The organism is Bacillus sp. FJAT-47783 (assembly GCF_022808615.1).
GTDB lineage: Bacteria > Bacillota > Bacilli > Bacillales > Aeribacillaceae > Bacillus_BZ.
On sequence record NZ_JAKZKS010000032.1, the window covers coordinates 1 to 26880 of the forward strand.

Consider the following 26880-nt stretch of genomic DNA (forward strand, 5'->3'; position numbering starts at 1 on the left):
GTCTCTTTAGTGGATATTTACAATGAACATCATCTCCAATGGAGATAATCATGGAGGAGCCGTATGCGATGACCCGCACGTACGGAACTGCGAGAGGCGCATGAGTAAATCATGCGCCTACTCTATTTTATCTATGTAAGTCAATCACCTATATCAATAATAAGGCTTTCCCATAAAGTATATTAGTAGGAAAATAGAGGGGGAAAAGAATCAATGTCAAATACTTGTCCGAAAGCTAATCCGCAAACATGTTGTCAAATTGCCGTAGAGTTTAAAACACAGCTCGTTCCACCTGCGTTAGATCAAGGAGAAAATACAATACGCGAGGTAATGGCAGAGGTAGTAGGTCCAGTTATTGAGGATGTTTGTCCTGAAAAAGTAATTGTATGTGGGAAGGTAAGGAAAACTTTTGTATATACAGCTGTAAACGATAATGGTACAACTGAAATAAATACAATTACTGATGAACGACCGTTCCAATGTATAATAGACCGAGATGATGCAAATGAAGGAGATTCATTTAAAGTCGTAGGGGCGGCTGTATTATGTGAAGGCACTCCTAGAGTCCAAAATATGGGTACCCGTAAGACAGGAAGCAGCACAGTTGATGTATTTTGGAAGGTTTTAGAAAAGGATATAATTAAAGTGTGTATACGAAAAGATAAGTAGGAAGCGAACCTAAGTAACACTCGAATATTGTCGAATGAAATGCATGAAGAGTCTCTTGAAAAACCTTTTCTTCAAGAGACTTTTTTCTTTTACATAGGAAAAATGTGCGAATGAACAAGGTACTTTGTCCATCCTTTTGTAACCGTTTGTCAATATACTATCCATAAGAGCTTTTTAACGGAGCTTGCATAAAAAATATATATGTGAGGTGTGCTTATGGAGAGTAAGGAACGGAATCATCATATCGGAAATAAGTGGATACTTAATACATCTAACCCGTTGTTAGTTGAAGTAGTCGAAACGAATGAAATGATCGGTCCGTGGCTAGAAGAAGTGGAAAAAAATCCAGAGTTAAATGATGGGGTTCCACAATATCTTGAAGAAATGGCGAAGAAAGTAATCACTTACTATGATGTAAAGGTTGCTGGAATGGCGTTAATGGCAACTAAACCGCATAAAGGAGCGGCAATATGGCGAATAGATACAGATAATGGCCCCATTGGCTTAAAAGTATTACATCGAAAAAATACTCGAAGTCTTTTTAGCATTGGAGCCCAGCACTATTTAGTAGAGCAAGGTGCTCGTGTTCCGAAAGTTATACCTACTATTGACGGTAAAGATTGTGTAGAAGCGGGGGGAAAGCTATGGATAGTGACGGAATGGATTCAACCGTTTACGATGCTTAATCAAGATTTTGAAGGATCGAAAGCACTTGCTTCAGCTTTAGGTGAGTTTCATCGACTTTCAAAAGGCTATGTATCGCCAAAAGGGGCTGATACTCCATCAAGATTATTTAAATGGCCGAATAAATACGAAAAGATGATCACGAAGTTAAATTGGTTTCGCAACATAGCCGAGTTATACAATGAGACAGAAGCAAGTTCATCCATTTTATCTGTTATTGATAGGTTTCAACAAGAAGGATATGATGCCTTGGCTCGATTAGAACAATCGCCTTATCACGACTTATGTTATCGCGGTGAATCATACTGGGGAATTGTCCATCAAGATTACGGCTGGGGCAATGCCCAAATGGGACCGAATGGCGTTTGGATTATTGACCTTGATGGTGTGTCATACGACATTCCAGTCCATGATTTACGGACGTTTATTACGAGAATATTAGTTAAAATTGGGTGGAACAAGCAGTGGATTTCAGAAGTTGTTCAAGCTTATCACCAAATGAATCCAATGGAAAAAGACTTATATCGTATTTTATTAATTGATTTGGCCTTCCCACATGAATTTTATATTTTAATAAAGAATATCGTTTATGAACCTATGAATTTTTTAAATGATCAACTAGACATAGCTATTCAAAATTTACAAGAATCAGAAGCAAATAAATTTGAGATTTTACATGAGCTAGAGAAAGAATGGAAGGAGAAAGGATTATGTTAAACGTTTTGATGATTTGTACGGAAAAGCTTCCCGTTCCGAATATCCGTGGTGGAGCCATTCAAACGTATATTGATGGCGTTTCTTCCATGTTAAGTGAAAAATATCAATTAACAATACTCGGTCGATCTGACAAATCTCTTCCTTCACTAGAGATGAGAGACAACATTCAGTATGCTCGTATCCCTGGAGGAGAGTTTATTCAATATCGGGATGAAGTTGTTCAGTACTTGATTGACAAAGATTATGATATCATCCACATTTTCAATCGCCCTCGCCTTGTCCTACCAGTACGGCAAGTAGCCCCACATGCACGGATTATTCTTAGCCTTCACAATGACATGTTCAATCTCGAAAAAATTCATCCAGAGGAAGCAAAATTAGTCATTCAAGAAACAGAACGAATTGTAACGGTAAGCGATTATGTTGGCAATGTCGTCCGTGATTTGTATCCAGAAGCTTCAGGTAAGCTTCGGACGATTTATTCAGGTGTAGACGTTACACAATTTACACCTTGCAACACGGAGGAGGCATTACAGATAAGGGAAGCCATCCGTGCTGAGCACCAATTACAATCGAAAAAAGTCATCTTATTTGTAGGGCGCTTATCGCAAACGAAGGGGCCAGATGTGTTAATAAGGGCATTGCCGGAATTAGCAAAGCGTTATCCTGATATTGCCCTCATTATTGTCGGAAGCAAGTGGTTCGGTGGAAATCAAATTAGTGATTATGTAGCATATGTCAGAGCTTTAGCGGAACGATCCACGGTTCCGATTGTCACAACAGGCTACGTAGGGCCTGATAAAACGCATGAATGGTATTGGGCAGGAGATATCTTCGTCTGTTCTTCTCAATGGCAGGAACCGTTAGCACGCGTTCATTTTGAAGCAATGGCTTCAGGAATGCCAATTATTACAACCGCTCGAGGTGGAAATCCAGAAGTGATAACCCCTTATGAAAACGGTCTAATCGTAGAAGAACCAGAAAAAACGATGTGCTTCGTCGAAAAAATATCTGAATTGCTTTCGAATGAAGAGCTTTGTCACAAAATGGGGCAGAATAACCGGATGTTAGCGGAAAGTAAGTTTTTTTGGGAACGAGTAGCGAATGACATTTTAGAGGTGTGGGAAGGGGTACCAGCCAAATAATATCGAAAAAAGTAGATTAACAGCCTTTTGGAAATTTTTTACCAAGAGGCTCTTTTAACCTGACCTTAATTTGGATTTGAATTAAAAAAGTATTCCACGTATAATTTACTAGACATAATCGACTTGTTTTGGCAAAATCAAATAGTACTAGTAGTTGATTCGTTTGACTTAATATATAAAAAAGCAACGGGGTATGGAGGAGAGCAGAATGGTAACAAGGTTTTTATTATTAACGATTGGCTTTAGTTCCTTAGCAGCAGGTGTTATTGGAGTTTATGTACCGCTTTTACCAACAACTCCTTTTATCCTATTGTCGTTGTTTTGTTTTTCGAGGAGTTCAGAAAAGTTTCATACATGGTTAGTTTCGACGAATTTATATAAAAAGTATGTGCAAGAATTTAAAGAAACGCGTGCTGTTGCGATGAAAAGTAAGATTAAAATTGTTGTTTTTCTTTACGTATCTGTTGGAATTTCGATTTATTATATCGACAGTCATTTTATTCGTTATGCGTTAATGGGTATGTTGATGCTGCAAACATTTGTATTGTTTTTTATCGTTCCGACGCGTAAAGAAAGTAAGATGAGGCAGCCTCATAATTCCTGAATAATGACCGTAGGAGCTCTGTTTTTCCTTTAGCAGAGCTCCTTTTTGCTTTTAAAAGTTTATGACAATATTATTTAATGCGCGCCCCCCGCTTTTTATTTCGCTGCAATAAACAAATCCATCTACTATGACGACGTTTTTTTCGTCCGGTTTTTGAAGCCTTGCTTCAAAGTTTGCAAAGGAAATCGAGTCATTTGGAGCGAGTTTCGTCAATCCAACCGGTTTTAACCAATACTCCCCCGTCTCTTTTACTTTTTCCATCCAATTTTCATGGACGAACTCCCATTGTAAAAACGATAAATCGCTTTCGATCACCCGGTTTTTTTTTCGATTCATGACTATTTTTCCGCTCATTTTCCCCGCTTCTTTCGGAGAAATACGAATGCATATAATTAAATCATGAAGGGATTGATTCCCTTTATTTGTGATCACAAAGTCGCCAATTAAGCTCACATGTGTTTCATCTTCTGATGGCAAAATGGTCGAGTAGGAAAAGTGGGATTGAAGGGAAAGGATCGGTTCGATTTTTACTTCTTTTACTTCTGTGACGGCTCTTTTCATGATTTCTGACGTTTGTTTTCTTTCTTCTTCAAGCTCTACTTCCATTTCCATTATTTGTTTTTCTAGCTGGGAAATTTTCTTTTCATAATTTTCAATATTATGTGTTTGAGCCTCCACTAATTTATTTTGTAAATAGTGAATGCGCGTTTGTTCCTTTTTGATTTGTTGTACTAGCTCATTCATTTTTCCTTGATAATGGGTCACTTCGGATTTATAATGTAATACTTTTTGTTCAAGCTGAATGATGCGGTCTTTATTTTCATCCCGAATAGAAGGATCACGCTTCATAAGCTCCCCTCCTCGTATATCAAATAGAAATGTTTCTTCTTAATCAATATGTATGTCATATTCAAGCATTTCATTTCATAATAAAAAATAAAAGGCTGCTTAAAGGGTAGCAGCCTTGAATGTGTTAGTGTGCTGGGAAGATTTCTGGACATTGTGGTGGGAATTTTGGAGCAGGGCAAATATCGATTCCTGCAATATCTTCATCGCGAGGCTTACAGAATCTTGCTTCTACTTCAAGTTTTACGTCTGCTTCTACTTGAACGTCTAAGCATAATGTAATAGAAATGTCTAGTTGCTTCATATCATGTGACACCATGAGGACAGCATCGCACTCGTCAAATGTGACTTCACAATCAATGTCAGTTCCTTCAGGTGCACAAAGAATGAATGTTTGAGCTGTTACGAATGGAATTGGATATTTAGAACGACATATGACATTGTCATTTCCATCTAAAATGTCTACATTTACTTTTCCTTTTACGATTACCTTAACTTTTTGAAGGGTCACTTCATCTCCGTTTGGTAACGTAACCGTAACATCTAGTCGTCCGCCCGGCTGTGGTATTTCTTCACAAGTCACTGAATCGTCAATAACATCACAAGTTACCGTAAATGGACCTGAATGTTTGTGCTCATCTAAAAATTGAGAAATATCATCATGATCATGACCGTGACAGATAAAGAAGTGATTTAAGTCAGAACCAGACTTGCTAATTAGGGGTAAGTCTACTTGACGCGTTACCCAATCAAACACTTTACGTGTTTTAATACAAACTTTTTCTGTTCGTTTGTGACTCACGTCTTTTCCTCCTTGCGATATATTTCCCCGTGACATTTATCTAGAAGGTATCGGGTCTACTGTATAGTATGAATGAACCCATTGATTGTGCCCGTGACATTAGCGGAATTTTTGTGCGAATGACATAATGGACGAGTTTTTTGAATTTGTTTTATTAAGGATATTTTTTACAAAGTCCTTCAATCAAAATGCCTAGAGGAGTGAGATTTCTATATTAGCGTATGACGAGGGGAGAAAAATGGTTTCTTGTCTATTCATTTTTACTTTAGGAAAGGGGAGAATGTTTCGTGAATAACCAAGACCAGAAAACAATCCAACGACTAAAAGGGAGAATCGCTTATTTACAAGAAGAGCTGGCGAACGCGAGAGCTGAACTGTTAGATTATAAAGAAAACCATCATAATCAAAAAGAAATTTCACGACTTGAAAGTGAAAATATGGTATTAAAAGAACTTCTAGCAAAATATGAACAAATCGATCTTGATCAATATGAAGCATTTCAAAAAGAAACGAAACAGCTAAAAGGAGAATCGGAAAAATCAATTGTCCAAGCGTCAGAACCGGTGTCGAATCGAGAAGACTCCTGGTTTATCAATAACTTAAAAAATCAATCTTCTTCCCAGTTAAATACAAAAAGTCGTAAAGACTAGTCAAATGCTGAAACAACGGATTAAAAAACATCATAAGATATAGGTAAGACGGGAGGGGAAGCAGAATGTATAAAAAGTCGTACAACAATCAAAACCCACTAGTTATTTACGGTACGTCAAACAACAAAGCAAATCCATCCTCTAAAAAGAAGAAAAAAGGCTGCGGTTGTGGCAAAAAATATGTGAAGCGTCCTTAACCCCATATCCAGATGGGGTGTTTTATTTTCCTATTTTTTTCGAAAAGGGGCTGTCTAAAAAGTCCATATTAGGTCTACCTTTTTAGATTTCGGGGCATAAATACTCCTTTTCGTTTATAGACAAGCAGAAAAAAAGCGAATCCGCAAGTTGGGTTCAAATTCGAGCAAGTTTGGATCATAACGCCGCAAGTTCATAAAAAAGAACGCAACCGCACGAGAGATAAGCTTACCCCTTTTTAGATTAAAGGTTCTTAAGACTGCATACTCCATCAATTCCTGAAAAATTTATTAAAAAGAGATAAACTCTCGTCTTACAAAAAATGGGTATGTCTAAAACTCCATATTAGGGTAAAACACTTCAACATTAAGACCCTAAGAATGCTGTAAAATCAACATTCTTATGGTCTTCTTTTTTAGATTTCGGGAAGTAAACTGCTGAAAGAGCACCAGGTTCTGTCAGTATACATAAAATGTAAGAAGTAAAAATGAGAAAGGTAGATTAGATGGGGAAATTTGAAAAAGAAGCAGCGAAATGGTTTGACACCATTTACGGTGAACATGATCAAGTCATTGCAAAAGGTGATAAGTGGATGGCGAAAAAGCAGAAAGAACTCGATCAACTAGATAAAAGTGCGATCAATTTTGAAAAAGAAATGGAACGCCATGCACGTTTTATTGAAAAATGGTTGAAAGAGAATCAAGGAAAGGTTCCGAAGTGGTTTTCGTATATGGATTAGCAACAATTGAACAATAAAAAATCCGCACATGACCTATACCTTCGTCTATTCCATTTTGCCTGGTAAAACATACATTATAGTGAAGGGATATAGAGGAGGTGTAAATATATGGGTTACGGATATTGTGGCTATGGCGGTTACGGATATGGTGGAGGATACTACGGCAGCTCGTTCGCGATAGTCCTCGTACTATTCATCCTTTTAGTGATCATCGGTATAGCTTTCGTCAAATATTAATCGCTAAAAACGTGTGCATGTATTCTAAAATTTAATCTGTGATAACAGGGTGAGTTACTGATACGAGGATGGGGAGTCCACCTAATCACTTTAGGTGGACTCAGTTTTTAATCAGTTTGCACCCTTTCCTCTTTAGCTCATACAATATACCATCAAATAAGGAGGAAATGAGAATGGATAATAACTTTTTTAAAAATATCGAGAAAAAAACAGGCGTGAGCATGAAAGATGTGTTTGAACTCGCCAATTCTTTACAAAACGCCAATTTTAAAGACGAGGCAACGGTTCGAAGTGTTGTACATCGAGTTTCCCAGTTGGCGAATAAAAAAGTACCGAAAGAATTAGAAGATAAAATTGTCCAAACTATTGTAGGCGGAAAAGAAAAAATGGACTTTAATACAATCGCCAAAATGTTAAACGAAAATAAGAAAAAATAATCTCGGAAAACATACATTTTTTCGTGATTTCTTTCATTTTTGAATGGAAATAGCCTAATTACATGGAAAAACGAACACGTTACGAAGCTTTCTGACAAGCATTCAACCGATAATTGCACCACTTTTAAGAGGAATTGCACGAGTTTCGTCCTTTTTTGCACCACTTGACGGTATAATTGCACGAATTTCAAAATAATTGCATTTAAAAAGGCGTATTTGCACTTGAAATTCTATAATTGCATTTCGAAAGGCGTATTTGCGCTTGAAATTCTATAATTGCATTTAAAAAGGCGTATTTGCGCTTGAAATTCTACAATTGCATTTAAAAAGGCGTATTTGCACTTGAATTCTAATATTGCATTTAAAAAGGCGTATTTGCACTTAACATTCTATAATTGCATTTCAAACGGCTTCATTGCATATAAACACCAATAAGTGCATCATCTAATTGCACCGCGTACCTCGATAGTAGTATTTGCACAATGTTTTCGAGACTACATTCCTATTGTAGAACACTCAATATAACAATTTGGAAAGGCTAAACAATAGGGGCATGACGAGATCTTCACTTGTCATGCCTTTCTCCGCTGCGTGTTTTATTTATCTCGTAAGATGGGATGTAAAAATCGTGAACGATTCGCCGATTTCCCGCGCCTTGTTTGTAAGAGGGAAAGTGCTACATATTTCTTTGCGCGAGTGATGGCAACGTATAGAAGTCGACGTTCTTCTTCTAAAGGAGCATCATCCCCGTTGCTGTATGCGTCTAATGCGTAGTCGTGTGGAATGCCGCCGTCTACCGCTGCTAAAATATATACATTTTCAAACTCAAGCCCTTTGGCACGGTGAATCGTCATAAGCTGAACGCCGCGTTTATGTTTATCTTTTTTCATCTCTTTCGTTTTCGCTACCATATGATCGACATGAGCTAAAAACGATTGGACGGTTTGAAACTGTTTGGCGGCAACTTTTAAGTCGCGAATTTCATCTGAGCCTTTTTCAATTTTATTTCCTTCATGGCCACGTTTTTTTACAAAGTCAGCAAATCCTAAATCCTTTTCAATAACATCGAGCGCGTGAATCGGTTTCATCTCTTTTAGTTTCGGCAACAAGCGCTTCACCTTATTTAATTTCGTCACTTGAAAAGGTTTTAATCCTTGTAACTTCGGTAAGGCGTCAATAAATGTGCAATCTTCTAAAATGGATAGCGCCTTTAAATCACTTAAGGCGGCTTGTTTAATAAAAAGAGCTGACAGCAAATGGGAAATGGCAGTAACATCTTCTTCGTTTACACTAAGGCGCAAAAACGATAAAATGCTTTTAATCATTTTTTTCTCATAAAAAGATTCATAGTCGTTTTCGATTTGAAACGGAATATTCGATTCACTTAACCGTTCAAAAATGGCCCTGGCCATCGAATGGGTTCGGTATAAAATCGCAAAGTGATTTGGACTTTCCCCTTTTTGTATTCGCTCTTTCATATCTTGAATGATCATCGTTGCTTCTTCTTCTTCATCAAATGGATAGAAAAAGATCGGTTTGTCCTCACAAGTAAATTGTGCAAACACTTCTTTCGGATAGCGGTTTTTATTCCGTTTAATAATGGAGTGTGCACACGATACGATGTTGTGACTCGAGCGGTAATTCGCTTTTAATTGAACGACTTTCGCATTTGGAAAATCGTCTTTAAAGTGAAGGATAATGGTAGGGTCGCTTCCTCTGAAGCTATAAATCGACTGATCATCATCACCGACAGCAAACACATTTTTCGTATGTTCCGACAGCATTTTCATTAATTCATATTGAACGGGATTAATATCTTGAAATTCATCAATGAAAAAGTAGCGGAATCGCTCTTGATACTTCTTAAGTAACAGAGGATTTGTTTTTAAAAGTTCGTAACATTTTATCAGCATGTCATCAAAGTCGAATGTTCCGTGTTCTTCTTTTTGTTGCTCGTAATGGGCGTAAAGGGCTTTTGCTTCTTTTTCCCACTTGTTTGTTGCGTCTACATCACTCGGCGTGAGCATCATATTTTTCCAGTAACTAATTTGCCCTAATGCTTGATCAAAAGGAAAGTCTTTTTCTTCAAGCCCCATTTCTCTTAGTTTTGGGATGATATATTGTTCTTTTTGCCAATCCCATTTTAATAATCGATTCGTATCTTTCCATTTCGGATCATGGTGACACAAAATCCGATAAAAAATACTGTGAAAAGTCCCCGTGAGTGGAAGAGGTGCTTTTATTTGTCGATCGTTTAAGTAGGTTTGAATTCGTTCTTTCATTTCTTTCGCCGCTTTTGAAGTAAACGTCACGAGCATCATGGAAGCAGGTGGTATATTTTGTTCAATCATGTGAACAGCACGTGAAGCTAGAACCCGTGTTTTCCCACTACCTGCCCCCGCTAAAACGAGTACCGGACCTTCAATTGTTTCAACGGCTTTTTGTTGATTCACATCTAAAGCGAATGGACCATTATCCACCTCAAGCTTCTTTTCTTGAAATGGTTTCTGAATGATTGCTTTTTTTGCTGCTTTCCATTGCGTCAAATCTTTTGCTTCTTTTTGTTTAATGGATCTCCCTTTTGGAAGATGGAAGCCACCAACTGAAATCGCTTCTTTGTTTTCTTCCACCGTTGCGGCAACTGGAGGTTGCTCGTTATCACCACAGATGGAGTCGTATTTCGAATTAAGGTGATAAAAATACGGTGTTTGTTGAATTCCTAAATAAAGTCGAACTTCATTTTCACATTGTAAACAGCGTACTTCACTTTTTTTGGCTGCTGTAAAAATACGTTGATATTCACTTCGTTCTAACCGATCAAGATAAATCGTACGTTCATTCCATTTTGCATATTTCAATAGGAACACTCCCACATCGTTCAACATCGTTCGTTCATAAAATAAAAAGACAATTTCAATCATATCAAATCCAAATGAACGATAAAAGTATTGACAAGGGATGTACGATACAAATGTCGAAGTAGTAGGAAAGGAGGGGAGGAAGATGGGATACATTGCTCCAATTCCGAATTTACAATATACCGATTACCATATTAGGATGGTGAAAGACAAATTTGATTATGTACAATATTTTCCGATTCAAAAAGTTTATAACGAAAAAAGAGCGGCAGAAGAGTTTGAGCGGTTTCAAGTAAAAACGAGGCAAAATCATCCGATTCGAAAGCTGCATATAAAAAAAGGAATGTATGTTGATATGTATGTTTAAATGATAAAAAAGAAAGAAAGCTAATCAAATGCTTGAACATGTAAGCCTTCTTTCGGGTTCCATTCAGCATAAAAAACATCTTGAATTTTGTGAATATGTTTTTTTCGTAATTCTTTTAGCAACCAATCCTCGTTAAAGCCTGCTTGATGTAAATTGTCGATGACGAGTTCTCCGTCAATAATAAAAGTCGATGTTAAGTAAAGATTCGTTCCATGGATTTTAAAATCTTCACGAACTGGAAAATCATACTGCGGCTTTTTCATTACACTGATCGTCCCATTTGTTTCTAATACAGCATACTCGACTTCTTTAATAGAAAAAGCACCTTTCGCACGTAAAAGCTGCTGAAGCTGATTCATATCCAGTTTGTTCTCTGTCATTTTTTCTCGTATGATTTTTCCTTTATGGATGACAAGTGTAGGTTGACCTTCTAAAAACGATCTTGTTCCTTTCCATTTTTGTGTAATAAACTCTAATCCGTAAATGAGAGCCCCCCATAAGAAAACGGCAAAAATTATTTTTCCAATCCCAACATCCTGATCATATACGGCATTCCCGACTAATTCCCCGAGTACCATAGCAGAAATAAAGTCAAACGTTGTAATTTGATTTAGTTGGGTTTTACCGAGAAGCTTTGTCAAAAAAAAGAGGGAGACAAAACCTAGTATCAAATCGATTCCGATTTTAAAAAATTCCACTGCCATCACCTTTTTCTGGTCGATAACATTAGCGTGTACAGGAATGACGATAATTATGAAAGAGAAAAAAGAAAAATCCCGCCTAAAAGCGGGATTCCAATTAACGAATAGATTTCATCATCGACACATGCGGGATACCTGCATCCAGGAAGACGTCTTCTGAAATCGTTTCATATCCAAGTTTTTGATAAAAGGCTTCAGCAGTTGTTTGCGCATTAAGCTTTACTTTTGAAACACCTTTTTGATGGGCAATTTCTTCAAGCTTCTCCATAACAATCGACCCCGCTCCTTTCCCGCGATAGGAGGAAAGGACACAAATACGTTCTAGTTTACCGAAACCGTCGACTAGTCGGAGTCGTCCTGCGCCAACTGGCGTTTCTTCGTCATATACGACAACATGTGTTGCTTCTTCTTCAAAATCATCGATCTCTAATTCAAGGGGTACGTTTTGTTCATGGACAAACACCTTTTTACGCACGTTAAAGGCATCTTCCAGTTCGTTTTGTTTCGTTACGATAATAGCTTTTAGCAATCGTCATCTTCTCCTAATAAAAACGTTTCATAAACCGTCCACATTCCGTTTTCGAGTTGATATAAGATATGGAAGCGGTCAATAAGTTCTTCATGTTGAATATCGAGCATTTTTAATTGTCCGAGAACATCGGAATGTTCATCATCTGACATTTTTTGTCCAATCGTAATATGTGGGACGAATGCGTATTCAGGCTGACCTTCTAAAACCCCTTTATGCATGAGCTCATGAAGTGTTTGCAACTCTTCTGTTGGCTCAACTTTTAAGTAAATGACATTATTGACAGGTGAAAACGAGCTGAATTTATAAACAGATAATTGGAAAGGATTCACTTGTTTCGCTATATTTCGTAATTCACGTGTAATATCGTGAATTTTATTTTCGTCTGCTTCAAACACTGATTTTAAAGTTAAATGTGGTGGAACGAGTGCGTAATGAGGATCATAACGCTTTCGGTATGAATTGGCGATATCTTGTAATTTTTTTGAAGGGAATAAAACTATTCCGTACTTCATGGCAAAACCTCCTTAATTTACAGTGCTATAAATATTATAACAAAATTGTTCGAAGAAAGATGAACCGTTTTTGAACATTTAGACAACTTAATAAAGGCGAAAGTGAACGACACTTTCGCATACCTTACATCATCTTCTTTAAAATGTCTTTTAATAACGGCTGCCAATACGTCCAGCGATGGTCACCGTCAAACTCTTCATAAACGACAGGGTATCCTTTTTGCTTCATTAATTCATGAAGCTCTCGGTTTGGTGTCACAAAATCTTTTATTTCACCGTCTGTCGTTTCTACTTCCGTCTCTTTCGCTCCAATTTGATGATAAATGGATAAAAGAGCTGGAGAAGGAAACTCTTTGACAGCTTTTTTCACTTCTTCATTGACAAATGGTGATTGCATCATCACTCTGCCGAATGTATGTGGATACGCTAACGCTGCCATTAATGATACCGTACCACCTAAAGAATCTCCAATTAACGCTCGACCATGTCCCATTTGGTAGGTAGGAAATTTAGCATCTAAAAACGGTACGAGCTCATGAGCTAAAAAGCGTATATACTCGCCTACTTGTTCGCCTTCTGGATGATACTTCCGGCGGCGATCTTGGACACTTTTATATGGAATGCCGACGATAATCACATTTTCAATGGCTCGTTTACTTACCAATTCTTCCGTAAAGCGAGCAATCTTTCCGAGCTTAAAATAATCAGCACCGTCTTGAGCGATTAAAATATTGTATTTATATAACGGAGAGAAATTCGTCGGAAGATAAATCATCAGTTCAATTTCTTCATTTAATTCTTTGCTAAAAATCTTTTCCTCTTGTATTGGTGCGACCTTCTGTACCACTTTCATTCCCCCATCTAGATGTGTTAATAAATACAGCGTTTCCATTTATTCTAACATGGATTCTTGATTTAGAAAAAAATTAATAATTGAGTCATATAAATAATGCGGTAATCCGTAATTGGACTAATATTAGTATTTTTATTAAGTAAAATACTATGGAAATAACGTTACGTGAACTTCATTTCTTTCCTATAAAAGCTACCGATTGGCATTCCAATATTCTTTTTATATCATTTAATTTCTCGTGTCTTCCTTTCCTTGCAAAAGAGTAAGAGTTAATTATGATAGTATCCTTGAATAAAGGTTTCCGCATTGTACCTAGAAACATGTTGACTCATTTGAATAAATTAATTAAGACAGATGAAAAGTCTTTGGATAATTAAAACAAAACAGTTTTAATTCTAATTCTATTTTGAAAAATAAAAGATTTGGGGAGGAAGAAGAAATATGGACACAAAGTTAAATAATGATGAGATATTGATATTTATGCATGTTCCTAAAACAGCAGGGTCTACTTTGCGTAGTATCATTACCAAACAATTTCATCTTTCAGAATTGTATCAGCATTATCCAAATGCAATACGTGGAAAAAAAACGGATAATATTAAATGTATTTTAGGGCATGACTATTTTGGATTTCATCATGAATTAAATAAAAGTTATAAATACATTACAATGTTGCGTGATCCGATAGATCGAGTCATTTCTGAATATTATTATATTAAAAGATTTGAGAAACATGATCCTTATATTTGGAAAAAAATTAAAGAGAATAATCTAAGTTTGAAGGATTATATCGAAAGTCAGGATCCCAAATTTCAAATTAGAACCAATAATTTGCAAACTAGATATGCTTCAGGAGGTGATTTAAATTTAGAAAAAGCTAAGAGTAATTTGGAAAACCACTTCCCTATTATAGGAATTACTGAAAAATTTAATATGTCGTTACTTATGCTGGGGAAATTTTTGATGTGGGACGTTTCAAAGTATAAAAATTTAGAAGTTAACGTAAATAACATGAGAGTAGATAAGGAAGAAATACCATTACAATTACAAAAAAGAATAGAAAACAATAATTTGTTAGATATAGAACTATATCATTGGGCAACCAATTTATTCAAAAAGAGGTTTTTTGAAATTACATGAAAGTAAAGAATATTTAAAGAAGGAGAGGGAAAATGCTTAATATATTATATATAGCTAAAGATTTATCGAGTTTTTTAAATAAAAACCATTTTTATTTAGAACAAGAATTAAGTAAAATTTCAAACTTAATGATATGGAGAAAGTCAGGAAATATAAAAGGTATAATAGAGAAGCTACCTGTAAAACCCGATTTTATCCTGATGGTTAATGATATTGGAATCGAATTAAATCCAGTAATAGAAGGGCTAAAATCTATTCAAATACCAACAGGGCTATTTGTGAATGATATACAGCGATTTACAGAAAAACGAAGAGAATACATTAGAAAAAATAATATAAACTATTTATTTTCAGTTTATCGTGATAAATTTAAGGAAGTTTATCCTGAGTTTTTAAATAAAATGTATTGGATTCCACACCACGTTAATACAAACATTTATAAAGATTATAAAATAAAAAAAGAAATAAATTATTTAATGTTAGGAGCAACAAATATAGATGTATATCCTTTAAGAAACAAGATATTAAGATATTACCAAAATAATCCGGAATTTGTATATAGGAAGCATCCTGGATATGTAAATCGAAGCAAAATTGAAGAAAAAAAACAGATTATAGGTGAAAATTATGCAAAGTGGTTAAATAAATCTATGGTGTTTTTTACATGTGGTTCAGTTTTTAATTACCCTGTAATGAAATATTATGAAACTTTGGCATGCAGGGCTTTACTTCTAGCTCCTACTTTTAAAGAATTAGAGGATTTGGGGTTTATTCCTGGTGTTCATTTTGTTCCAATTAATGAGTTTGATTTTAATAAAAAAGCCTATTTCTATATTACTAATCATAAAGAAAGAAAAAGAATAACTGATCAAGGTTATAAGTTTGTGCATAAAAATCATTCGACGGAAACCAGGGCTAATCAATTAATACAAATCATCTCGAGTACAATCAAAAATTCTAAACACTAATTTTAGGATTCATTTAATGCTACACAGCTTTTTTGGTTTTCATAGCAGAATACTTGGTTCGAAGAACAAAAAATTTAACGGTAATATTTGGTTGGTTTATAATTAGCATAGATTACTTGACTTATGAAAAAATAAAGAGAAAAAGGGTTAGGGTTTTAAATAAATTAGATAAGTGAATAAACAACTATTTCGCTTATTTTTGAAGTTGCTTTAACATCCCAATAAAATGCATTGCATACGTTTCCAGTGAAAAATTACTTTCAATATACTTTACTCCAGCCTCACGGATCTTATCTCGTAGAGGAATATTATTCATTAATTCCTTTGCTTCCTGAGCAGCTTGCCCGATGTTTCCAAACTCAAAAAATTTTCCTGTTACATTGTGTATAATAAAGCTTTTTACGCCATCAGAATCGGTGGAGAGAACAGGACAGCGGCAAACCATCGCTTCCAGAACTGCATAACCGAATCCTTCCACTTTAGAGGTAGAGCATAAAAATCCGCCGGAATCACCAATAATGGAATAATAATCTGCCATTTTATGATGTGGTTGGTTCTTATAAACGGTTAGGTGTGGAAGGATTTTTAACTCTTTCACCTTTTGTTCAAAGGCAGTTCTTTGAGAAGGATAAGATAAGGAATGATCCTCAAACATCCAAAGCTGAATGGAGGGGTTTTCTTGAATTAATCGACTTCCGAGTTCGAGAAAATCTCTCCAATTTTTGTTTTCTTCAAGTCTTCCAACCCATCCGATAATCGGTGACTCTCTTTTTGGATGTTTTTGATACGTAAATTTATCGGTGTTAAGGCAATTGTGAAAATAAAAGGTTTTTTTATGAGGAAAATATTTTTTGAAAGCTTGAACTAGATGAGGAGTATTCGGACACAAAATTGCATCACAATATTGATTAATAAACGAACGGGCCTGTTGTTTTATATAGGTATCAATATATTCCTTCCTTTTTCCAATCCCTTGATTATCATAAATAATAATTCCTTTATACCCAAACTCTCGAATTTGTTTCATTAACAACAAATCATAACCAACGATAATGACTGCGTAATCCCCATTCATAATAATGGATTTAATTTCGGTCTCATCATTTGAAATAAAAATAGGGGCATTTACTTTGTTTTGAAGCCCTGCACCTTTATGGCGATATAAAAAGTGGCAGTTAATTCCTTTTCTACTTAAAGCATCGTACCGCTGTCTATTTAATGTTTCAACCCCACCACTTGGAACCGTAAATGTAAACAGTATGTTCATTTATCTAACCCCCATTCAAAATTATATGTATGTTTTTATTTAAGAAATGTAGAACAAAAAAGTAAATAATGTTACTTGTTCGTTTTTAGCAACAGACAATGGTCATAAAAAACAGTCTGTTTAAATAAAAGACTTAACAGACTCTAATGTAGATTAATCATTTTCGAATTTATTTTTTTGATCTTATGTTAACTTTAGGATTATCCCCAAACTTGAGCGGATATTAAAACAGTGACAATCATGCATAAAACACTTAAAGGAAAACCAACTTTCATGTAATCCGTATAACGATAACCACCTGGACCGTAAACTAATAAATTTGTTTGATAACCAATTGGAGTCATAAAGCTACACGAGGCTGCGATGGCTGTAATGATAGCAAACATTTTCGGATCATAGCCGAATTTCATTGATATTTCAAATCCAATTGGAAACATAATAGCAGCGGCTGCAAGGTTATTTATAATATCAGTTAAAATATTTGTGATTAGATAAAATAGAAAAGCTATACCGAGAAGTCCTACAACTTCACCCCAGCTCGTAAACAAGTCTGCAATCATGACGGAAAGGCCTGTTTTTTCTATCGCTGCACCAATTCCGATAGCGGATGCCATAATCAAGAGTACATCCCAATGCATCGCTTTTTTTGCTTCTGACATGTTAATGGATTTCGTTAAAAACAAAATAACAACCCCTAACATTGCAGCTTTTAGCAATGAAAGCACATTACATAAGATGGAGATAAACATTCCGATTATAATAACTAATACAAAATATTTCTTATTATATGGGGTATGCATCACTTTTGATACAAAATAAAAATCCTTTGAGTCTGACCAAGTTTTTAAAAAATCGTTTCCTGCTATAAGAAGGAGTGTATCTCCTGGCTTTAATGTCATACAACCGATACCAGACGTAATATCTTTGTGCTTTCTTCGAATAGCAATAATAGCAGCATTATATTTTGAGCGAAAGTTGCTTTCTTTAATTTTTTTACCGATTAATGGGGAGGAATGGGAAATAACTACTTCCGTTAAGTTTTCAAATTCAATGAGTTGATGGTTATTAACAGTTTGATCAGCATTTGTAACTAGCTTAGTTCCTTTCATGGTTTGGATATGGTTTACAGTTTGAATATTGCCTGAAAAAATTAGACGGTCATTTGCTTGAATGATTTCAGAATTGGAGGCAGGAGTAATACTTTGATTGTTCCGAATGATTTTAATTAAAAACAGATTGTGAAGTTCTCTTAACTTTGCTTCGGTAATCGTTTGACCAACTAGAGGTGAGTCTGCCAAAACGAAAATTTCAAAAATATATTCATGGCTCGAGGCCTTTATTTTTTCAGTAATTACTTTACGATTTGGAAGCAAACGATGACCAATTATCATCATATAAAATAATCCGGTTAAAGAAAGAGGAATTCCAATAATAGCAAATTCAAATAGTTGAAACCCTTTATAACCCTTTTGCTGCAATAATCCATCGATAATTAAATTGGTAGAAGTCCCGATTAAAGTGATCATACCGCCTAAAATTGCAGCATAAGAAAGGGGAATTAATAGCTTAGAAGGAGATACCCCGTTTTTCTCCCCCCAGTTCCTAATAACAGGGGTCATCATCGATACAATAGGAGTATTGTTTAAAAATGCTGAAAGGCAAAAAATAGGCAACATCAATTTAATTAACACGATTTGGATACTTTTATTCATGCCTAATATTTTTTGTGAAAATTGCATAAGAACCCCATTTTTATAGACGGCGTGAGCCAAAACAAAAAGAAGTGCGACAGTATGAACGCCAGGATTAGAGAAGCCTTTTAGTGCTTCTTCAGGTGTGATAACGCCAAATATTGTTATTATGGAAAGGGCGAAAAAAAAGGCTAGTTCCGGTACTAACCAGGCTTTTATTAATGAAATAAACACGAATATCATGACAGCAATTAATAAAAATAAATCAATTGACATGAAATTTCACCTAATTTTGTCATAGACGACTAATAAGAGTATTTTTTCTTTTATCAAATGCAATAGTTTCCGATTTGTTACAAATATTCGCGTATATAGACGTTTTTACATTCATTCACGCTTTGTGCTAATGATCCTTTAACAATTTAGCTAATAATTCAGCCACTTCAGGTCTTGTTATTTCCAATGGGGGTTTTATACCTTTTTTTAGCATTTCTCTAACTTTTGTACCGGAAAGTACCACATGGTATTGAGTGTTATGTGGACATGTTTTAGACGTGGCCATGGCATCACATTTTTTGCAAAAGAAGCTATGTTCGAAAAATATGGGGGTAATACCAAGCTGTTCTTGTTTAAAGGAATTAAATATTTTTTGAGCATCATAAGTTCCATAGTAGTTTCCAACACCTGCATGGTCGCGTCCAACAATGAAATGGGTGCATCCAAAATTTTTCCGTACAATGGCATGGAATATGGCTTCTCGAGGTCCTGCATAACGCATGGAAGCATGAAATAGGCCGATAAGAATACGATTCTTTGGGTAATAATGATCGATAAGAGTTTCGTAGCTTTTTAGTCTAATTGTTGCTGGAATGTCATCAGCCTTTGTTTCTCCAACTAATGGGTGTAAGAGAAGTCCGTCTACTATTTCTAAAGCACATTTTTGAATATATTCATGTGCTCGATGAATTGGGTTTCTTGTTTGAAAGCCTACGATTGTTTTCCAGCCTTTTTCATTTATTTTGTTTCTTACTTCTTTTGGATTAGAAGAATAAGGAGATGAAATAATAGGGGGAATCTTTTTCACTTGATAGACTGGTCCTGACAAGTAAACGTCTCCACGATCAAAAAGTTTTTGAACACCAGGATGATCTTTGTCAGTTGTTAAATAAACTTTTTCTGCTTCAAAAAGTTTATTTGGTTTGTATAACTCCTTTAATTCCATAACACCATATGCTGTATTGTTATAGGTTAATTTAATCTTAGAACCTAGTGGAATTTGTTTTACATCTCGCTCTTTTACAGGTAATGTAATAGGGATTGACCAAATTATGCCATTTGATAAGTGCATGCTGGTAAGGACGGATAGATATTCTTTTTCATTTATAAAGCCGGTAAGAGGACTATAAGCACCATTACTTATTAGTTCTAAGTCGGACAAGGCGGTTCGGTCCAATTCTACTTCATACGAAATAGACGATACGTCTAAATCAGGTTTAAATCGATTGACTAGCTCTCCTCCGTGCGGATTGTTCATTTTCTTCTCATCTCCTATCTAAGAAGTGGTGTAATAAAATTCCAAAGTTGTTCTACACATTGATCAATGGAATGTTTAGATGTATCGATAACATAATCATAGGAAGCTGGAGGCTCAAATTTTTGAGATATCCCTGTGAAATGTTGAATTTCTCCTTTTCTCGCTTTTTTATACAGTCCTTTAGGATCTCTTCGCTCACACTCCTCTAACGAACAATCGATAAAGACAATTTTACAATTTTCTTTCCCAATGATTTCTTTTACTATATTACGATCTTTTTCAAGTGGAGTTATTAAGGCTGCTATCACAATGAGACCGGCATCAACCATTAGTTTCCCAATTTCAGCTGTTCGTCGTATATTTTCGTGCCGGTCTTCAGGTGTAAAACTTAAATCACTGTTTATACCGTACCGTAAGTTATCGCCATCTAATAAGTAGCTGCGTATTCCTTCTTTATGAAGTCTTTTTAAAAGAACATTTGCGATGGTACTTTTTCCAGAACCGGAAAGGCCAGTCATCCAAATTAAGAAACTATTATGGTGATTCAACTGATTTCGATCGTATCGATTGACTGAATGCAAGTGTTTATGAATATGATTATTTGGCAATGTACTACCTCCTAGTAAAAAATCTCTTTACTTTTTATGCAAACTAACATCTACATGTGTGTCTTCATCGAAAATTCCATTTTTGTCTATTCGTTGAAAATAAAAAAGACCGTTAACATACGGTCAAAATCTATTTCAATAAATTTACAAAATTTTAGTATTAAATAATCTTTAAATCGACGGGAATTACTTTCCGATTTATAATTTGAAACCCCTTTACAATAGGTTGTTGAAAGGCTAAGGAGACAATAATATTAACAGCTTCAGGGTAGTTGGCATATTCGATATCTCTTGATGAAGGATAAGGAGCTCCACTTGGATGAGAATGGTAAATTCCAGTTAAGGACTCATTTTTTCTTTGCATTTCGTAAAATGTCCATTTCAAATGTTCAGAATCCATTGCAAAGGCATGAGGGCTTCGCTCGGTATTTTCCATTTTCCATATTGTTTCTCCGCCTTTATGTTTTCCTGAAAGTAATCCGCAAGCTTCATACGGTAATTCCTTTTTACAATGATCGATTATTTCATTCCATACAGATTGTTTTATATAGAATGCGTTTCAATTAGCTCGTTTTAATTTTTTACCGCAATTACATGTTTTTTTCGGTTGAAGAGAAAGAGTCTTTCTAGGTTGTTTCAGTGTTTTCTCTAAATTTTTTCTTTTAGGTTGACTTTTTACTTGTTGGTAAATTTGGCGAAGTTGATCAGGTGTCACAAGTTTTGGCTCCTTTCCATATAAAGTGATTTTTACATATGGATTATTTTTTTCTACTATATTTAAAAGGGTTAATGACCGATGTATAAGGATTATGATGCGATGGAGTGTTCACTGGGCTTTCTTCACGGTTTGAATGGGTTAATTTCATATAGGCTTCATTTAATGAGTTTTTCAGCTGCTGAATGACCTTTTTATATTGTTCTTCTCGATCTTGTAATTGTTGTAATTCCCCATTGATTTGTTCAATTTTATTTTGGTATTCTGATTCTTTTTTTTGGTGTTGTTCTTCTTTTTCGTTTAATGACCTAGTTAACTTTTCGATTTTTTCATACAGTTCCTGTTCTTTTTTGCTTTGTAGCTCATTGAAATGTTGTAATAAATCTTCCACCTTTTCTTTCAGTGTTATTTCTTGTACTTGATAATTAGAAAAAGTATTTTCTATTTCAGACAGCATTTTTTTATATTCAAGTAAATCACCTTGGATTTTTTCAACAGCGTCATTTAATTGAATCAACTTCTTTCTTTGTTCTTCCGCCTTTTCCTGATTCCAACCAGGCCATATCATGTTCATCCACTTCCTTTTGTCACATAAATTATATTCTTCCAATTGGATTTGTGAATTTTTCTTTATATCGGATAATGTACGCTCAACATCACTAAAATGTTCAGAAATGGTCTGAATCGAATGTTCTTTTTCGACTAACCAATTTTTCGTTTCTTCCTTGATGAATAAGAATGGGAATAATTCTCTTTTAAGAAAAGACATGAAAAGATCATTTCTTTCAATAACTATGTTTTTAAGTTCAAGCTCTTTTTGGAGTTGTTTTACTTGCTGTTGTATTGATTGTCTTTTTTGTGGATGTACAGTTTCCTTCATTGTATGATTCTTCACAATTGTTTCTTTTCGACTTTCCATAAATGGCACTTCATTAACAGTGTTATTCAGAAGAGTAATCGTTTTTCTCCATATTTCTTCTTTTTTTTCAAATTCTTTCATCGCGTGATTTTTTTGTTTTAATATTTTTTTTAGTGAATCATGTTCATTTACATGATGTTCGATGTGAAGATGATTCTGTTTTTGTTCGATTTCGGGAGTATGTGAAAGTGAATGGATCTTAGTTCTCATTTTTCTAAAGTTTTGCTTAAGAGTGTGTTCAAATTGCTCATACTCTTTAAAATCTTCGGTAATTTTTTGTAGTGAACTAGAAAATCCATTTAATTGACTTTCATAATATTTTAAATTTATCATAAACGTATTTCTTTTCTCTTGAGGGACATTTTGTATTTCCATTAAAATCATCCCTTCCTTATAAATAGCCTTTACTACATATATGTGAAGGTTCTTGGGTGTGTGCGTATTAAGACAAAAAATAAGGGAGAAGCTTCTCTTCTCCCAATAGCTTTAAAAAAGGATTGATTATAGTTCATTAAATGTTTCACAGTCGCGTACAATAAGGTCAGCATCTGGAACAACAACAGGGTTACTATTAAAGATTGGATTACCAAGCGAATCAGATAAAATTAGCTGATACTCGTCATTCATTCCAGGTAATTCACTTAATGTTAGTGTATAATTAACATTTTGTGATTGGCCAGTCGATGTGAAGGTCATTGTTGCGATTCCTGTTACCGTCATGATGACTGTATCTGGTGCCAGATCATCAACGCAAGTTACATTAAAGGATAATGGAGTTGCTGTAAAGCTTTGGTCGTTGTATAAATATCCATTTGTATCGGTAAATGCAAATGTCCATGAGCTTTGTGAAAGTACACAATTATTACAAATTTGTGCTGTTAAACTTACATCACCGATTTCAGCATCACCGTTGAATAGTACTGTTTGATTTTGGACTATTGAATCCGCTGCCGCCTGACAGTCACAGTTTTGACGTGGGAAGATATCCGGACATTGTGGCGGGAACTCAAATGTTGGACATTCTTCTTCAGGTGGTGTAGGAGGTGGAATATCATTTGGTCGTGGTTGACAGAATTTTGCTAAGACTTCTAATTTCACTTCATTTTCAATTTGAATTTCTTTACATACGATAACCGTTAGTTCAACCATATTTCCTAATAATACTCGATTTGTCGCTCTGCAAATGACACGTGTAATTTCGCAACGAACGTTACTCTCATCTAAAGGTGCCGGAATACAAACAGCATAAACATCATCGAATTGAACTGGAACATCAAATTCACAGAGTAGCTCACCTGTTGTTTGATTAAATACTTGAACAATTAAAAAAGCGGTCCAAATAATTCTAACAGTTCCTGCTTCTCCTGGCGCTCCATTTACGACTTCTACAACATCACATTCAGAGGAAGATTCTGAACATTCAATGCGAATGTCATTACCTGCTTCTAAGGCCGCACGTACTTTTCCCGCACAAGATTCTGGATCGGTTGGATCACCTGGCAGTGGGACTTTGTTTGTATCGCTATTCGTATCGAAAACCCAGTCATATACTTTCGGAACGCGAATACATTCTTCCATTAAATTGTTAGGGTTTAATGGTGGGAGAATTTGTGAACCTTTAATTGGTTTAAAGTCTTTCACCTACATTCCTTCCTTTCTTTTACCTAGAATAATTTTCCATATATCATATTTAAATGTTAGGGGTTTGGTAACAAAATAAATGCCTAAATTTTCAATATTGGGGAAAATGGGTATATGGAAATGTTTTTTTAAATAAAGATTAGTATGGTCATACATGCAATATTTTTTATATGCTTTTAAATCATGAGTTCAGGAGGGGCGTTATGACGATTTCTTTACTTTTTGGGAATAAGACAATTGGTTCAATTCCTTATGCTTCCGTTGCAGCCTTCCGTCTTTTATGTGAAGAAATGGGCTTAAAAACGAAAGTTAATATATCGAATCGGGAATTAGCCATATATTCTAGCTTAAAGGGAAAAACGATTGTTTTAGAATACGAAAAGAATCAGGATAGGGGGATTCATCAAGAAATTTTATCTAAAACGAGAACGCTTTTGTTACAAAGCGGCGCGAACATAATAATAAATGAACGTTTAACAACTGTGGATGAAGGTGATTTTTCGATCCAGCTTTCTGTTGATTCTAAAGTAAATAATAAATTAATGATTATGCATAATCTTTATTTCCCGAATCAAGAAGTAAAATTCACGCTAGAAAAAGAATTAATTCGATTTAATATAGTGCATGAATTTAAAAGAATGCCTAATCAAGTACCTTTTCCCCAGTTAATCATTAAAGGAATAGACTCTTACGTTAAAGAGGAAGAAGTTGTTCATCAGCTATCTCTTAGTCTAGCATCAGCCATTCTGTATTTTTTTCTACACCGACACCCCTTTTCCTTATTAACCTGTTTACCGATGGAGTTATTCAATATACAACCGATGAATGAATCTTTAACGAAGCAAACGAATGAAAAGGTAAATACAAAAAAATTTAAGCAAGAGGATAAAGCGGAAAAACGAATAAATGGGTTTACTCCGTTACAGTCAAAACCTTCTGCAGAAGTATTTTTTAATTATACGGTATACCCTTTTGATAAAGAGGAAGAGCGGTTATTAACGTTAGGAGATTTATATATAAAAAACACTGGAAATATCAATTTATATAATCCTCTCATATGTATAAAAGCTGATCCCATTGAGTACGTTAACTTTCGTGGACAGATTGTACCACCAGAAATGGCAGAGGCATTAAGTGTTCAAGGAGAAAATGAAATGACAGGATGGAAATATCTAGATGAAGACTGGTTTGAAAAGGCCAAGGAGCGGGGAGAGTTTTGGATTGCTCCGATTAAGCGAATTATGATTCCTCCAAATGAAAGTCAAGTTTTGAGAAATTTTCAATTGACACTGAAAAAACCTGATAAAAAGAAACAAATTTTAATTGATGGGATTGTATATTTTGAGGATCTTCAGTTACATTTTCGCTCCAATAATCGAATGACCTTTTCGTTTAAAATGTAATAGAATAATTTTTATTCTTATAATTTTTATTTTGCATATACATACAATAAGGGTTATTGAAGAGCGAGAAATAATAAGGTGGATGATGCAGAATGAAAAAAGTGATTGAATATAGAAATATTCATAAACTTAGTAAACTACAACTCCATCAACTCATCATCCACCTTAATTCCGAAATTTCTAAATGTACTCGAAAGCTTAAGGAATACCAAGAGGATTACCATTACAGCCAGCTTGAATCGTTAAAAACAGAAAATAACAAGCTGTTAGATGAGTTGAAGAACATTCAAAGTCAGCTCGAGAAACAAAACAATCAGCAAGCTCATCGAGAAGATTACGAAAAACAAATACAAGCATTGAAACACGAGCGAAATCAACTGAAGCAAGACTGGATGAAAATGATAAGGTTGTATCAAAAGCAAAAGAGAAAAATAGACGCTTTGGAAAAGGGTATTCAGAAACAAATGAAAAATGATGAAGTTTTGGAGGAAATCAATCAGTATTGGAAAGAAAAAATGGAGAAAAAGATTGGTATGGAGGAAATGCAGTGGCACATATATGCTCTTGAGTCTCAACACAGTCAGCAGGAACAAACGTTAAATAGAACGAAGGATGAGGCTGTTCGATTAAAAGTAGAAAATGAAATTTATAAGAGAAAGAATAGGGAGCTTCAAAAGGCCTGTAGATTATTAAAGCAGGAAGCTAAAGAGGTGGATCAGCACTACGATCAAATAAAAGAAAAAAATATTCAACTTGAAAAGCAAGTTTTTGACTTGGAAAACACTATTCATCAATTAAAAGAAGATAATAATAAATACAAACAGGAAATAGAGGAGTTCCATTGTTCCAAAGTACGGTTACAAGAAACCATGGATAAATATTTAAAAGGGTTTAATTTTGAACAATATTCAAGTGCATTTAACTTTAGGAATGATCCTCATTTTGTTAAACAGCTTGAACGATTAATGAAATCTGTACACGTATACGACAGTAGGTTATCATCAAGTATAAAAGTAATACAGCAATTAGAAATGCAAATAGACCAATTAAAAAAAGAAATTAGGAATATTCGAAATCAACTATCTTCATAATAGTGTAATAAAATGAATAATAGCATGCGTGTTGATTATCCAAAATTAGGCAGACTCATCCTATGAAAAGTTGAGTAGCTTTTTAGAAATGTCATCATTTCCGAAAACCAATCAATCGAAAGCTCTCCTGTCAGCAGTTTTCGTTTAAATTTAATAAAAGATAAAGAGGTGAATACCTTTCGTTTGGCTGTTTGATCATATAGCCATTTTAGAAGGACATAGGCGATGAAAGCAGCGAACAACTGATTATAAACAGCATTCTTCGTCGTTCCGAATAAGACAGGGACATTTAAATGCTGTTTCACCCATCGGAAGAATACTTCAATGGACCAGCGCGCCTTATACATGTCCGCAA

General features: G+C 35.0%; 30 protein-coding genes. 14 read left to right on the top strand and 16 right to left on the bottom strand.

The features are described from left to right. Nucleotides 1-213 precede the first annotated feature (213 nt). The 4 genes from MLD65_RS16270 (at nucleotide 214) to MLD65_RS16285 (ending at nucleotide 3819) form a co-directional block, all read left to right on the top strand. Nucleotides 214-669, top strand: coding sequence for an SPOCS domain-containing protein (locus tag MLD65_RS16270; protein ID WP_243292906.1), 456 nt, complete (start codon nucleotides 214-216; stop codon nucleotides 667-669). 309 nt (nucleotides 670-978) lie between these two features. After that, nucleotides 979-2070 (top strand): CotS family spore coat protein, encoded by a 1092-nt coding sequence (locus MLD65_RS16275; RefSeq protein WP_243292932.1) that lies wholly within the window; start codon nucleotides 979-981, stop codon nucleotides 2068-2070. Beyond that, nucleotides 2064-3215: a glycosyltransferase family 4 protein gene (locus MLD65_RS16280; protein ID WP_243292907.1), complete on the top strand. Its 1152-nt coding sequence runs from the start codon at nucleotides 2064-2066 to the stop codon at nucleotides 3213-3215. Before MLD65_RS16275 ends, MLD65_RS16280 begins: the two co-directional genes overlap by 7 nt. Nucleotides 3216-3423: 208 nt before the next feature. Beyond that, complete coding sequence (locus tag MLD65_RS16285; RefSeq protein WP_243292908.1) at nucleotides 3424-3819, top strand: YbaN family protein; 396 nt, start codon at nucleotides 3424-3426, stop codon at nucleotides 3817-3819. Nucleotides 3820-3870: 51 nt separating this feature from the next. Here MLD65_RS16285 and MLD65_RS16290 read toward each other — a convergent pair whose 3' ends face one another. Next, nucleotides 3871-4668, bottom strand: a complete 798-nt coding sequence (locus tag MLD65_RS16290) for a tropomyosin (protein ID WP_243292909.1) — start codon at nucleotides 4666-4668, stop codon at nucleotides 3871-3873. Between the two features lie 124 nt (nucleotides 4669-4792). Beyond that, nucleotides 4793-5467 carry a BMQ_0737 family morphogenetic spore coat protein gene (locus MLD65_RS16295; RefSeq protein ID WP_243292910.1) on the bottom strand — a complete coding sequence of 225 codons (675 nt, stop codon included), beginning with the start codon at nucleotides 5465-5467 and terminating at the stop codon, nucleotides 4793-4795. Nucleotides 5468-5754: 287 nt separating this feature from the next. On the opposite strand from MLD65_RS16295, the gene MLD65_RS16300 reads away from it, so the two are divergent. The 5 genes from MLD65_RS16300 to spoVIF all read left to right on the top strand — a co-directional run bounded on the left by MLD65_RS16300 (nucleotide 5755) and on the right by spoVIF (nucleotide 7725). Further along, nucleotides 5755-6117, top strand: a complete 363-nt coding sequence (locus MLD65_RS16300; protein ID WP_243292911.1) for a hypothetical protein — start codon at nucleotides 5755-5757, stop codon at nucleotides 6115-6117. Between the two features lie 65 nt (nucleotides 6118-6182). Then, complete coding sequence (locus MLD65_RS18195) at nucleotides 6183-6314, top strand: hypothetical protein (RefSeq protein ID WP_279326120.1); 132 nt, start codon at nucleotides 6183-6185, stop codon at nucleotides 6312-6314. A gap of 503 nt (nucleotides 6315-6817) precedes the next feature. Continuing rightward, entirely contained in the window at nucleotides 6818-7051 is a 234-nt protein-coding gene (locus MLD65_RS16305; protein WP_243292912.1) for a hypothetical protein, read from the top strand. Nucleotides 7052-7159: 108 nt separating this feature from the next. Further along, the gene (locus MLD65_RS16310) at nucleotides 7160-7288 is read left to right on the top strand and encodes a YjcZ family sporulation protein (protein WP_243292913.1); all 129 of its coding nucleotides are present in this window, start codon (nucleotides 7160-7162) and stop codon (nucleotides 7286-7288) included. Nucleotides 7289-7461: 173 nt separating this feature from the next. After that, nucleotides 7462-7725 carry a sporulation-specific transcription regulator SpoVIF gene (gene spoVIF, locus MLD65_RS16315; RefSeq protein ID WP_243292914.1) on the top strand — a complete coding sequence of 88 codons (264 nt, stop codon included), beginning with the start codon at nucleotides 7462-7464 and terminating at the stop codon, nucleotides 7723-7725. Nucleotides 7726-8321: 596 nt separating this feature from the next. Here spoVIF and MLD65_RS16320 read toward each other — a convergent pair. Next, a complete protein-coding gene (locus MLD65_RS16320) occupies nucleotides 8322-10583 on the bottom strand; it encodes a UvrD-helicase domain-containing protein (RefSeq protein WP_279326121.1) in 2262 nt (753 codons plus the stop codon). A 145-nt stretch (nucleotides 10584-10728) separates the two neighbouring features. On the opposite strand from MLD65_RS16320, the gene MLD65_RS16325 reads away from it, so the two are divergent. Beyond that, a complete protein-coding gene (locus MLD65_RS16325; protein ID WP_243292915.1) occupies nucleotides 10729-10950 on the top strand; it encodes a hypothetical protein in 222 nt (73 codons plus the stop codon). Between the two features lie 20 nt (nucleotides 10951-10970). On the opposite strand, the gene MLD65_RS16330 is transcribed toward MLD65_RS16325, so the two are convergent. The 4 genes from MLD65_RS16330 to MLD65_RS16345 all read right to left on the bottom strand — a co-directional run bounded on the left by MLD65_RS16330 (nucleotide 10971) and on the right by MLD65_RS16345 (nucleotide 13542). Further along, on the bottom strand, nucleotides 10971-11654 hold the full coding sequence (locus MLD65_RS16330) for a DUF421 domain-containing protein (protein ID WP_243292916.1): 684 nt from the start codon (nucleotides 11652-11654) through the stop codon (nucleotides 10971-10973). Between the two features lie 94 nt (nucleotides 11655-11748). Beyond that, a complete protein-coding gene (locus tag MLD65_RS16335; protein WP_243292917.1) occupies nucleotides 11749-12180 on the bottom strand; it encodes a GNAT family N-acetyltransferase in 432 nt (143 codons plus the stop codon). Next, complete coding sequence (locus MLD65_RS16340; RefSeq protein ID WP_243292918.1) at nucleotides 12174-12695, bottom strand: YjcG family protein; 522 nt, start codon at nucleotides 12693-12695, stop codon at nucleotides 12174-12176. The genes MLD65_RS16335 and MLD65_RS16340 overlap by 7 nt, the downstream gene beginning before the upstream one ends. A 124-nt stretch (nucleotides 12696-12819) precedes the next feature. Continuing rightward, complete coding sequence (locus MLD65_RS16345; protein WP_243292919.1) at nucleotides 12820-13542, bottom strand: alpha/beta hydrolase; 723 nt, start codon at nucleotides 13540-13542, stop codon at nucleotides 12820-12822. 447 nt (nucleotides 13543-13989) lie between these two features. On the opposite strand from MLD65_RS16345, the gene MLD65_RS16350 reads away from it, so the two are divergent. Continuing rightward, a complete protein-coding gene (locus MLD65_RS16350; RefSeq protein WP_243292920.1) occupies nucleotides 13990-14688 on the top strand; it encodes a sulfotransferase family 2 domain-containing protein in 699 nt (232 codons plus the stop codon). Nucleotides 14689-14720: 32 nt separating this feature from the next. After that, on the top strand, nucleotides 14721-15656 hold the full coding sequence (locus MLD65_RS16355; RefSeq protein ID WP_243292921.1) for a glycosyltransferase: 936 nt from the start codon (nucleotides 14721-14723) through the stop codon (nucleotides 15654-15656). A gap of 193 nt (nucleotides 15657-15849) precedes the next feature. Here MLD65_RS16355 and MLD65_RS16360 read toward each other — a convergent pair whose 3' ends face one another. The 8 genes from MLD65_RS16360 to MLD65_RS16395 all read right to left on the bottom strand — a co-directional run bounded on the left by MLD65_RS16360 (nucleotide 15850) and on the right by MLD65_RS16395 (nucleotide 24031). After that, nucleotides 15850-16923, bottom strand: a complete 1074-nt coding sequence (locus MLD65_RS16360) for a glycosyltransferase family 4 protein (RefSeq protein WP_243292922.1) — start codon at nucleotides 16921-16923, stop codon at nucleotides 15850-15852. Between the two features lie 200 nt (nucleotides 16924-17123). Continuing rightward, a complete protein-coding gene (locus MLD65_RS16365; protein WP_243292923.1) occupies nucleotides 17124-18890 on the bottom strand; it encodes an SLC13 family permease in 1767 nt (588 codons plus the stop codon). Between the two features lie 127 nt (nucleotides 18891-19017). Next, nucleotides 19018-20148 (bottom strand): sulfate adenylyltransferase, encoded by a 1131-nt coding sequence (gene sat / locus MLD65_RS16370; protein WP_243292924.1) that lies wholly within the window; start codon nucleotides 20146-20148, stop codon nucleotides 19018-19020. A gap of 14 nt (nucleotides 20149-20162) precedes the next feature. Continuing rightward, nucleotides 20163-20756 (bottom strand): adenylyl-sulfate kinase, encoded by a 594-nt coding sequence (gene cysC, locus MLD65_RS16375; protein WP_243292925.1) that lies wholly within the window; start codon nucleotides 20754-20756, stop codon nucleotides 20163-20165. Nucleotides 20757-20916: 160 nt separating this feature from the next. After that, entirely contained in the window at nucleotides 20917-21303 is a 387-nt protein-coding gene (locus MLD65_RS16380; RefSeq protein WP_347709316.1) for a M67 family metallopeptidase, read from the bottom strand. Between the two features lie 12 nt (nucleotides 21304-21315). Continuing rightward, entirely contained in the window at nucleotides 21316-21471 is a 156-nt protein-coding gene (locus MLD65_RS16385; RefSeq protein WP_243292926.1) for a hypothetical protein, read from the bottom strand. Nucleotides 21472-21514: 43 nt separating this feature from the next. Next, entirely contained in the window at nucleotides 21515-22765 is a 1251-nt protein-coding gene (locus tag MLD65_RS16390) for a hypothetical protein (RefSeq protein WP_243292927.1), read from the bottom strand. 126 nt (nucleotides 22766-22891) lie between these two features. Further along, nucleotides 22892-24031, bottom strand: coding sequence for a BMQ_0737 family morphogenetic spore coat protein (locus tag MLD65_RS16395; protein WP_243292928.1), 1140 nt, complete (start codon nucleotides 24029-24031; stop codon nucleotides 22892-22894). A 203-nt stretch (nucleotides 24032-24234) separates the two neighbouring features. On the opposite strand from MLD65_RS16395, the gene MLD65_RS16400 reads away from it, so the two are divergent. Both MLD65_RS16400 and MLD65_RS16405 read left to right on the top strand, forming a co-directional pair. Then, nucleotides 24235-25434: a hypothetical protein gene (locus MLD65_RS16400; protein WP_243292929.1), complete on the top strand. Its 1200-nt coding sequence runs from the start codon at nucleotides 24235-24237 to the stop codon at nucleotides 25432-25434. Nucleotides 25435-25526: 92 nt separating this feature from the next. After that, a complete protein-coding gene (locus MLD65_RS16405; RefSeq protein WP_243292930.1) occupies nucleotides 25527-26525 on the top strand; it encodes a coiled-coil domain-containing protein in 999 nt (332 codons plus the stop codon). A gap of 35 nt (nucleotides 26526-26560) precedes the next feature. On the opposite strand, the gene MLD65_RS16410 is transcribed toward MLD65_RS16405, so the two are convergent. Then, the coding region (locus tag MLD65_RS16410) for a transposase (protein ID WP_243292931.1) at nucleotides 26561-26880 on the bottom strand (320 nt) is incomplete at its 5' end.

Coding starts and splice junctions, on each gene's coding strand:
- MLD65_RS16270 (WP_243292906.1), top strand. CDS start 214: ATGTCAAATACTTGTCCGAAAGCTAATCCGCAAACATGTTGTCAAATT.
- MLD65_RS16275 (WP_243292932.1), top strand. CDS start 979: ATGATCGGTCCGTGGCTAGAAGAAGTGGAAAAAAATCCAGAGTTAAAT.
- MLD65_RS16280 (WP_243292907.1), top strand. CDS start 2,064: ATGTTAAACGTTTTGATGATTTGTACGGAAAAGCTTCCCGTTCCGAAT.
- MLD65_RS16285 (WP_243292908.1), top strand. CDS start 3,424: ATGGTAACAAGGTTTTTATTATTAACGATTGGCTTTAGTTCCTTAGCA.
- MLD65_RS16290 (WP_243292909.1), bottom strand. CDS start 4,668: ATGAAGCGTGATCCTTCTATTCGGGATGAAAATAAAGACCGCATCATT.
- MLD65_RS18195 (WP_279326120.1), top strand. CDS start 6,183: ATGTATAAAAAGTCGTACAACAATCAAAACCCACTAGTTATTTACGGT.
- MLD65_RS16305 (WP_243292912.1), top strand. CDS start 6,818: ATGGGGAAATTTGAAAAAGAAGCAGCGAAATGGTTTGACACCATTTAC.
- MLD65_RS16310 (WP_243292913.1), top strand. CDS start 7,160: ATGGGTTACGGATATTGTGGCTATGGCGGTTACGGATATGGTGGAGGA.
- spoVIF (WP_243292914.1), top strand. CDS start 7,462: ATGGATAATAACTTTTTTAAAAATATCGAGAAAAAAACAGGCGTGAGC.
- MLD65_RS16325 (WP_243292915.1), top strand. CDS start 10,729: ATGGGATACATTGCTCCAATTCCGAATTTACAATATACCGATTACCAT.
- MLD65_RS16330 (WP_243292916.1), bottom strand. CDS start 11,654: ATGGCAGTGGAATTTTTTAAAATCGGAATCGATTTGATACTAGGTTTT.
- MLD65_RS16340 (WP_243292918.1), bottom strand. CDS start 12,695: ATGAAGTACGGAATAGTTTTATTCCCTTCAAAAAAATTACAAGATATC.
- MLD65_RS16350 (WP_243292920.1), top strand. CDS start 13,990: ATGGACACAAAGTTAAATAATGATGAGATATTGATATTTATGCATGTT.
- MLD65_RS16355 (WP_243292921.1), top strand. CDS start 14,721: ATGCTTAATATATTATATATAGCTAAAGATTTATCGAGTTTTTTAAAT.
- MLD65_RS16360 (WP_243292922.1), bottom strand. CDS start 16,923: ATGAACATACTGTTTACATTTACGGTTCCAAGTGGTGGGGTTGAAACA.
- MLD65_RS16365 (WP_243292923.1), bottom strand. CDS start 18,890: ATGTCAATTGATTTATTTTTATTAATTGCTGTCATGATATTCGTGTTT.
- sat (WP_243292924.1), bottom strand. CDS start 20,148: ATGAACAATCCGCACGGAGGAGAGCTAGTCAATCGATTTAAACCTGAT.
- MLD65_RS16390 (WP_243292927.1), bottom strand. CDS start 22,765: ATGGAAATACAAAATGTCCCTCAAGAGAAAAGAAATACGTTTATGATA.
- MLD65_RS16400 (WP_243292929.1), top strand. CDS start 24,235: ATGACGATTTCTTTACTTTTTGGGAATAAGACAATTGGTTCAATTCCT.
- MLD65_RS16405 (WP_243292930.1), top strand. CDS start 25,527: ATGAAAAAAGTGATTGAATATAGAAATATTCATAAACTTAGTAAACTA.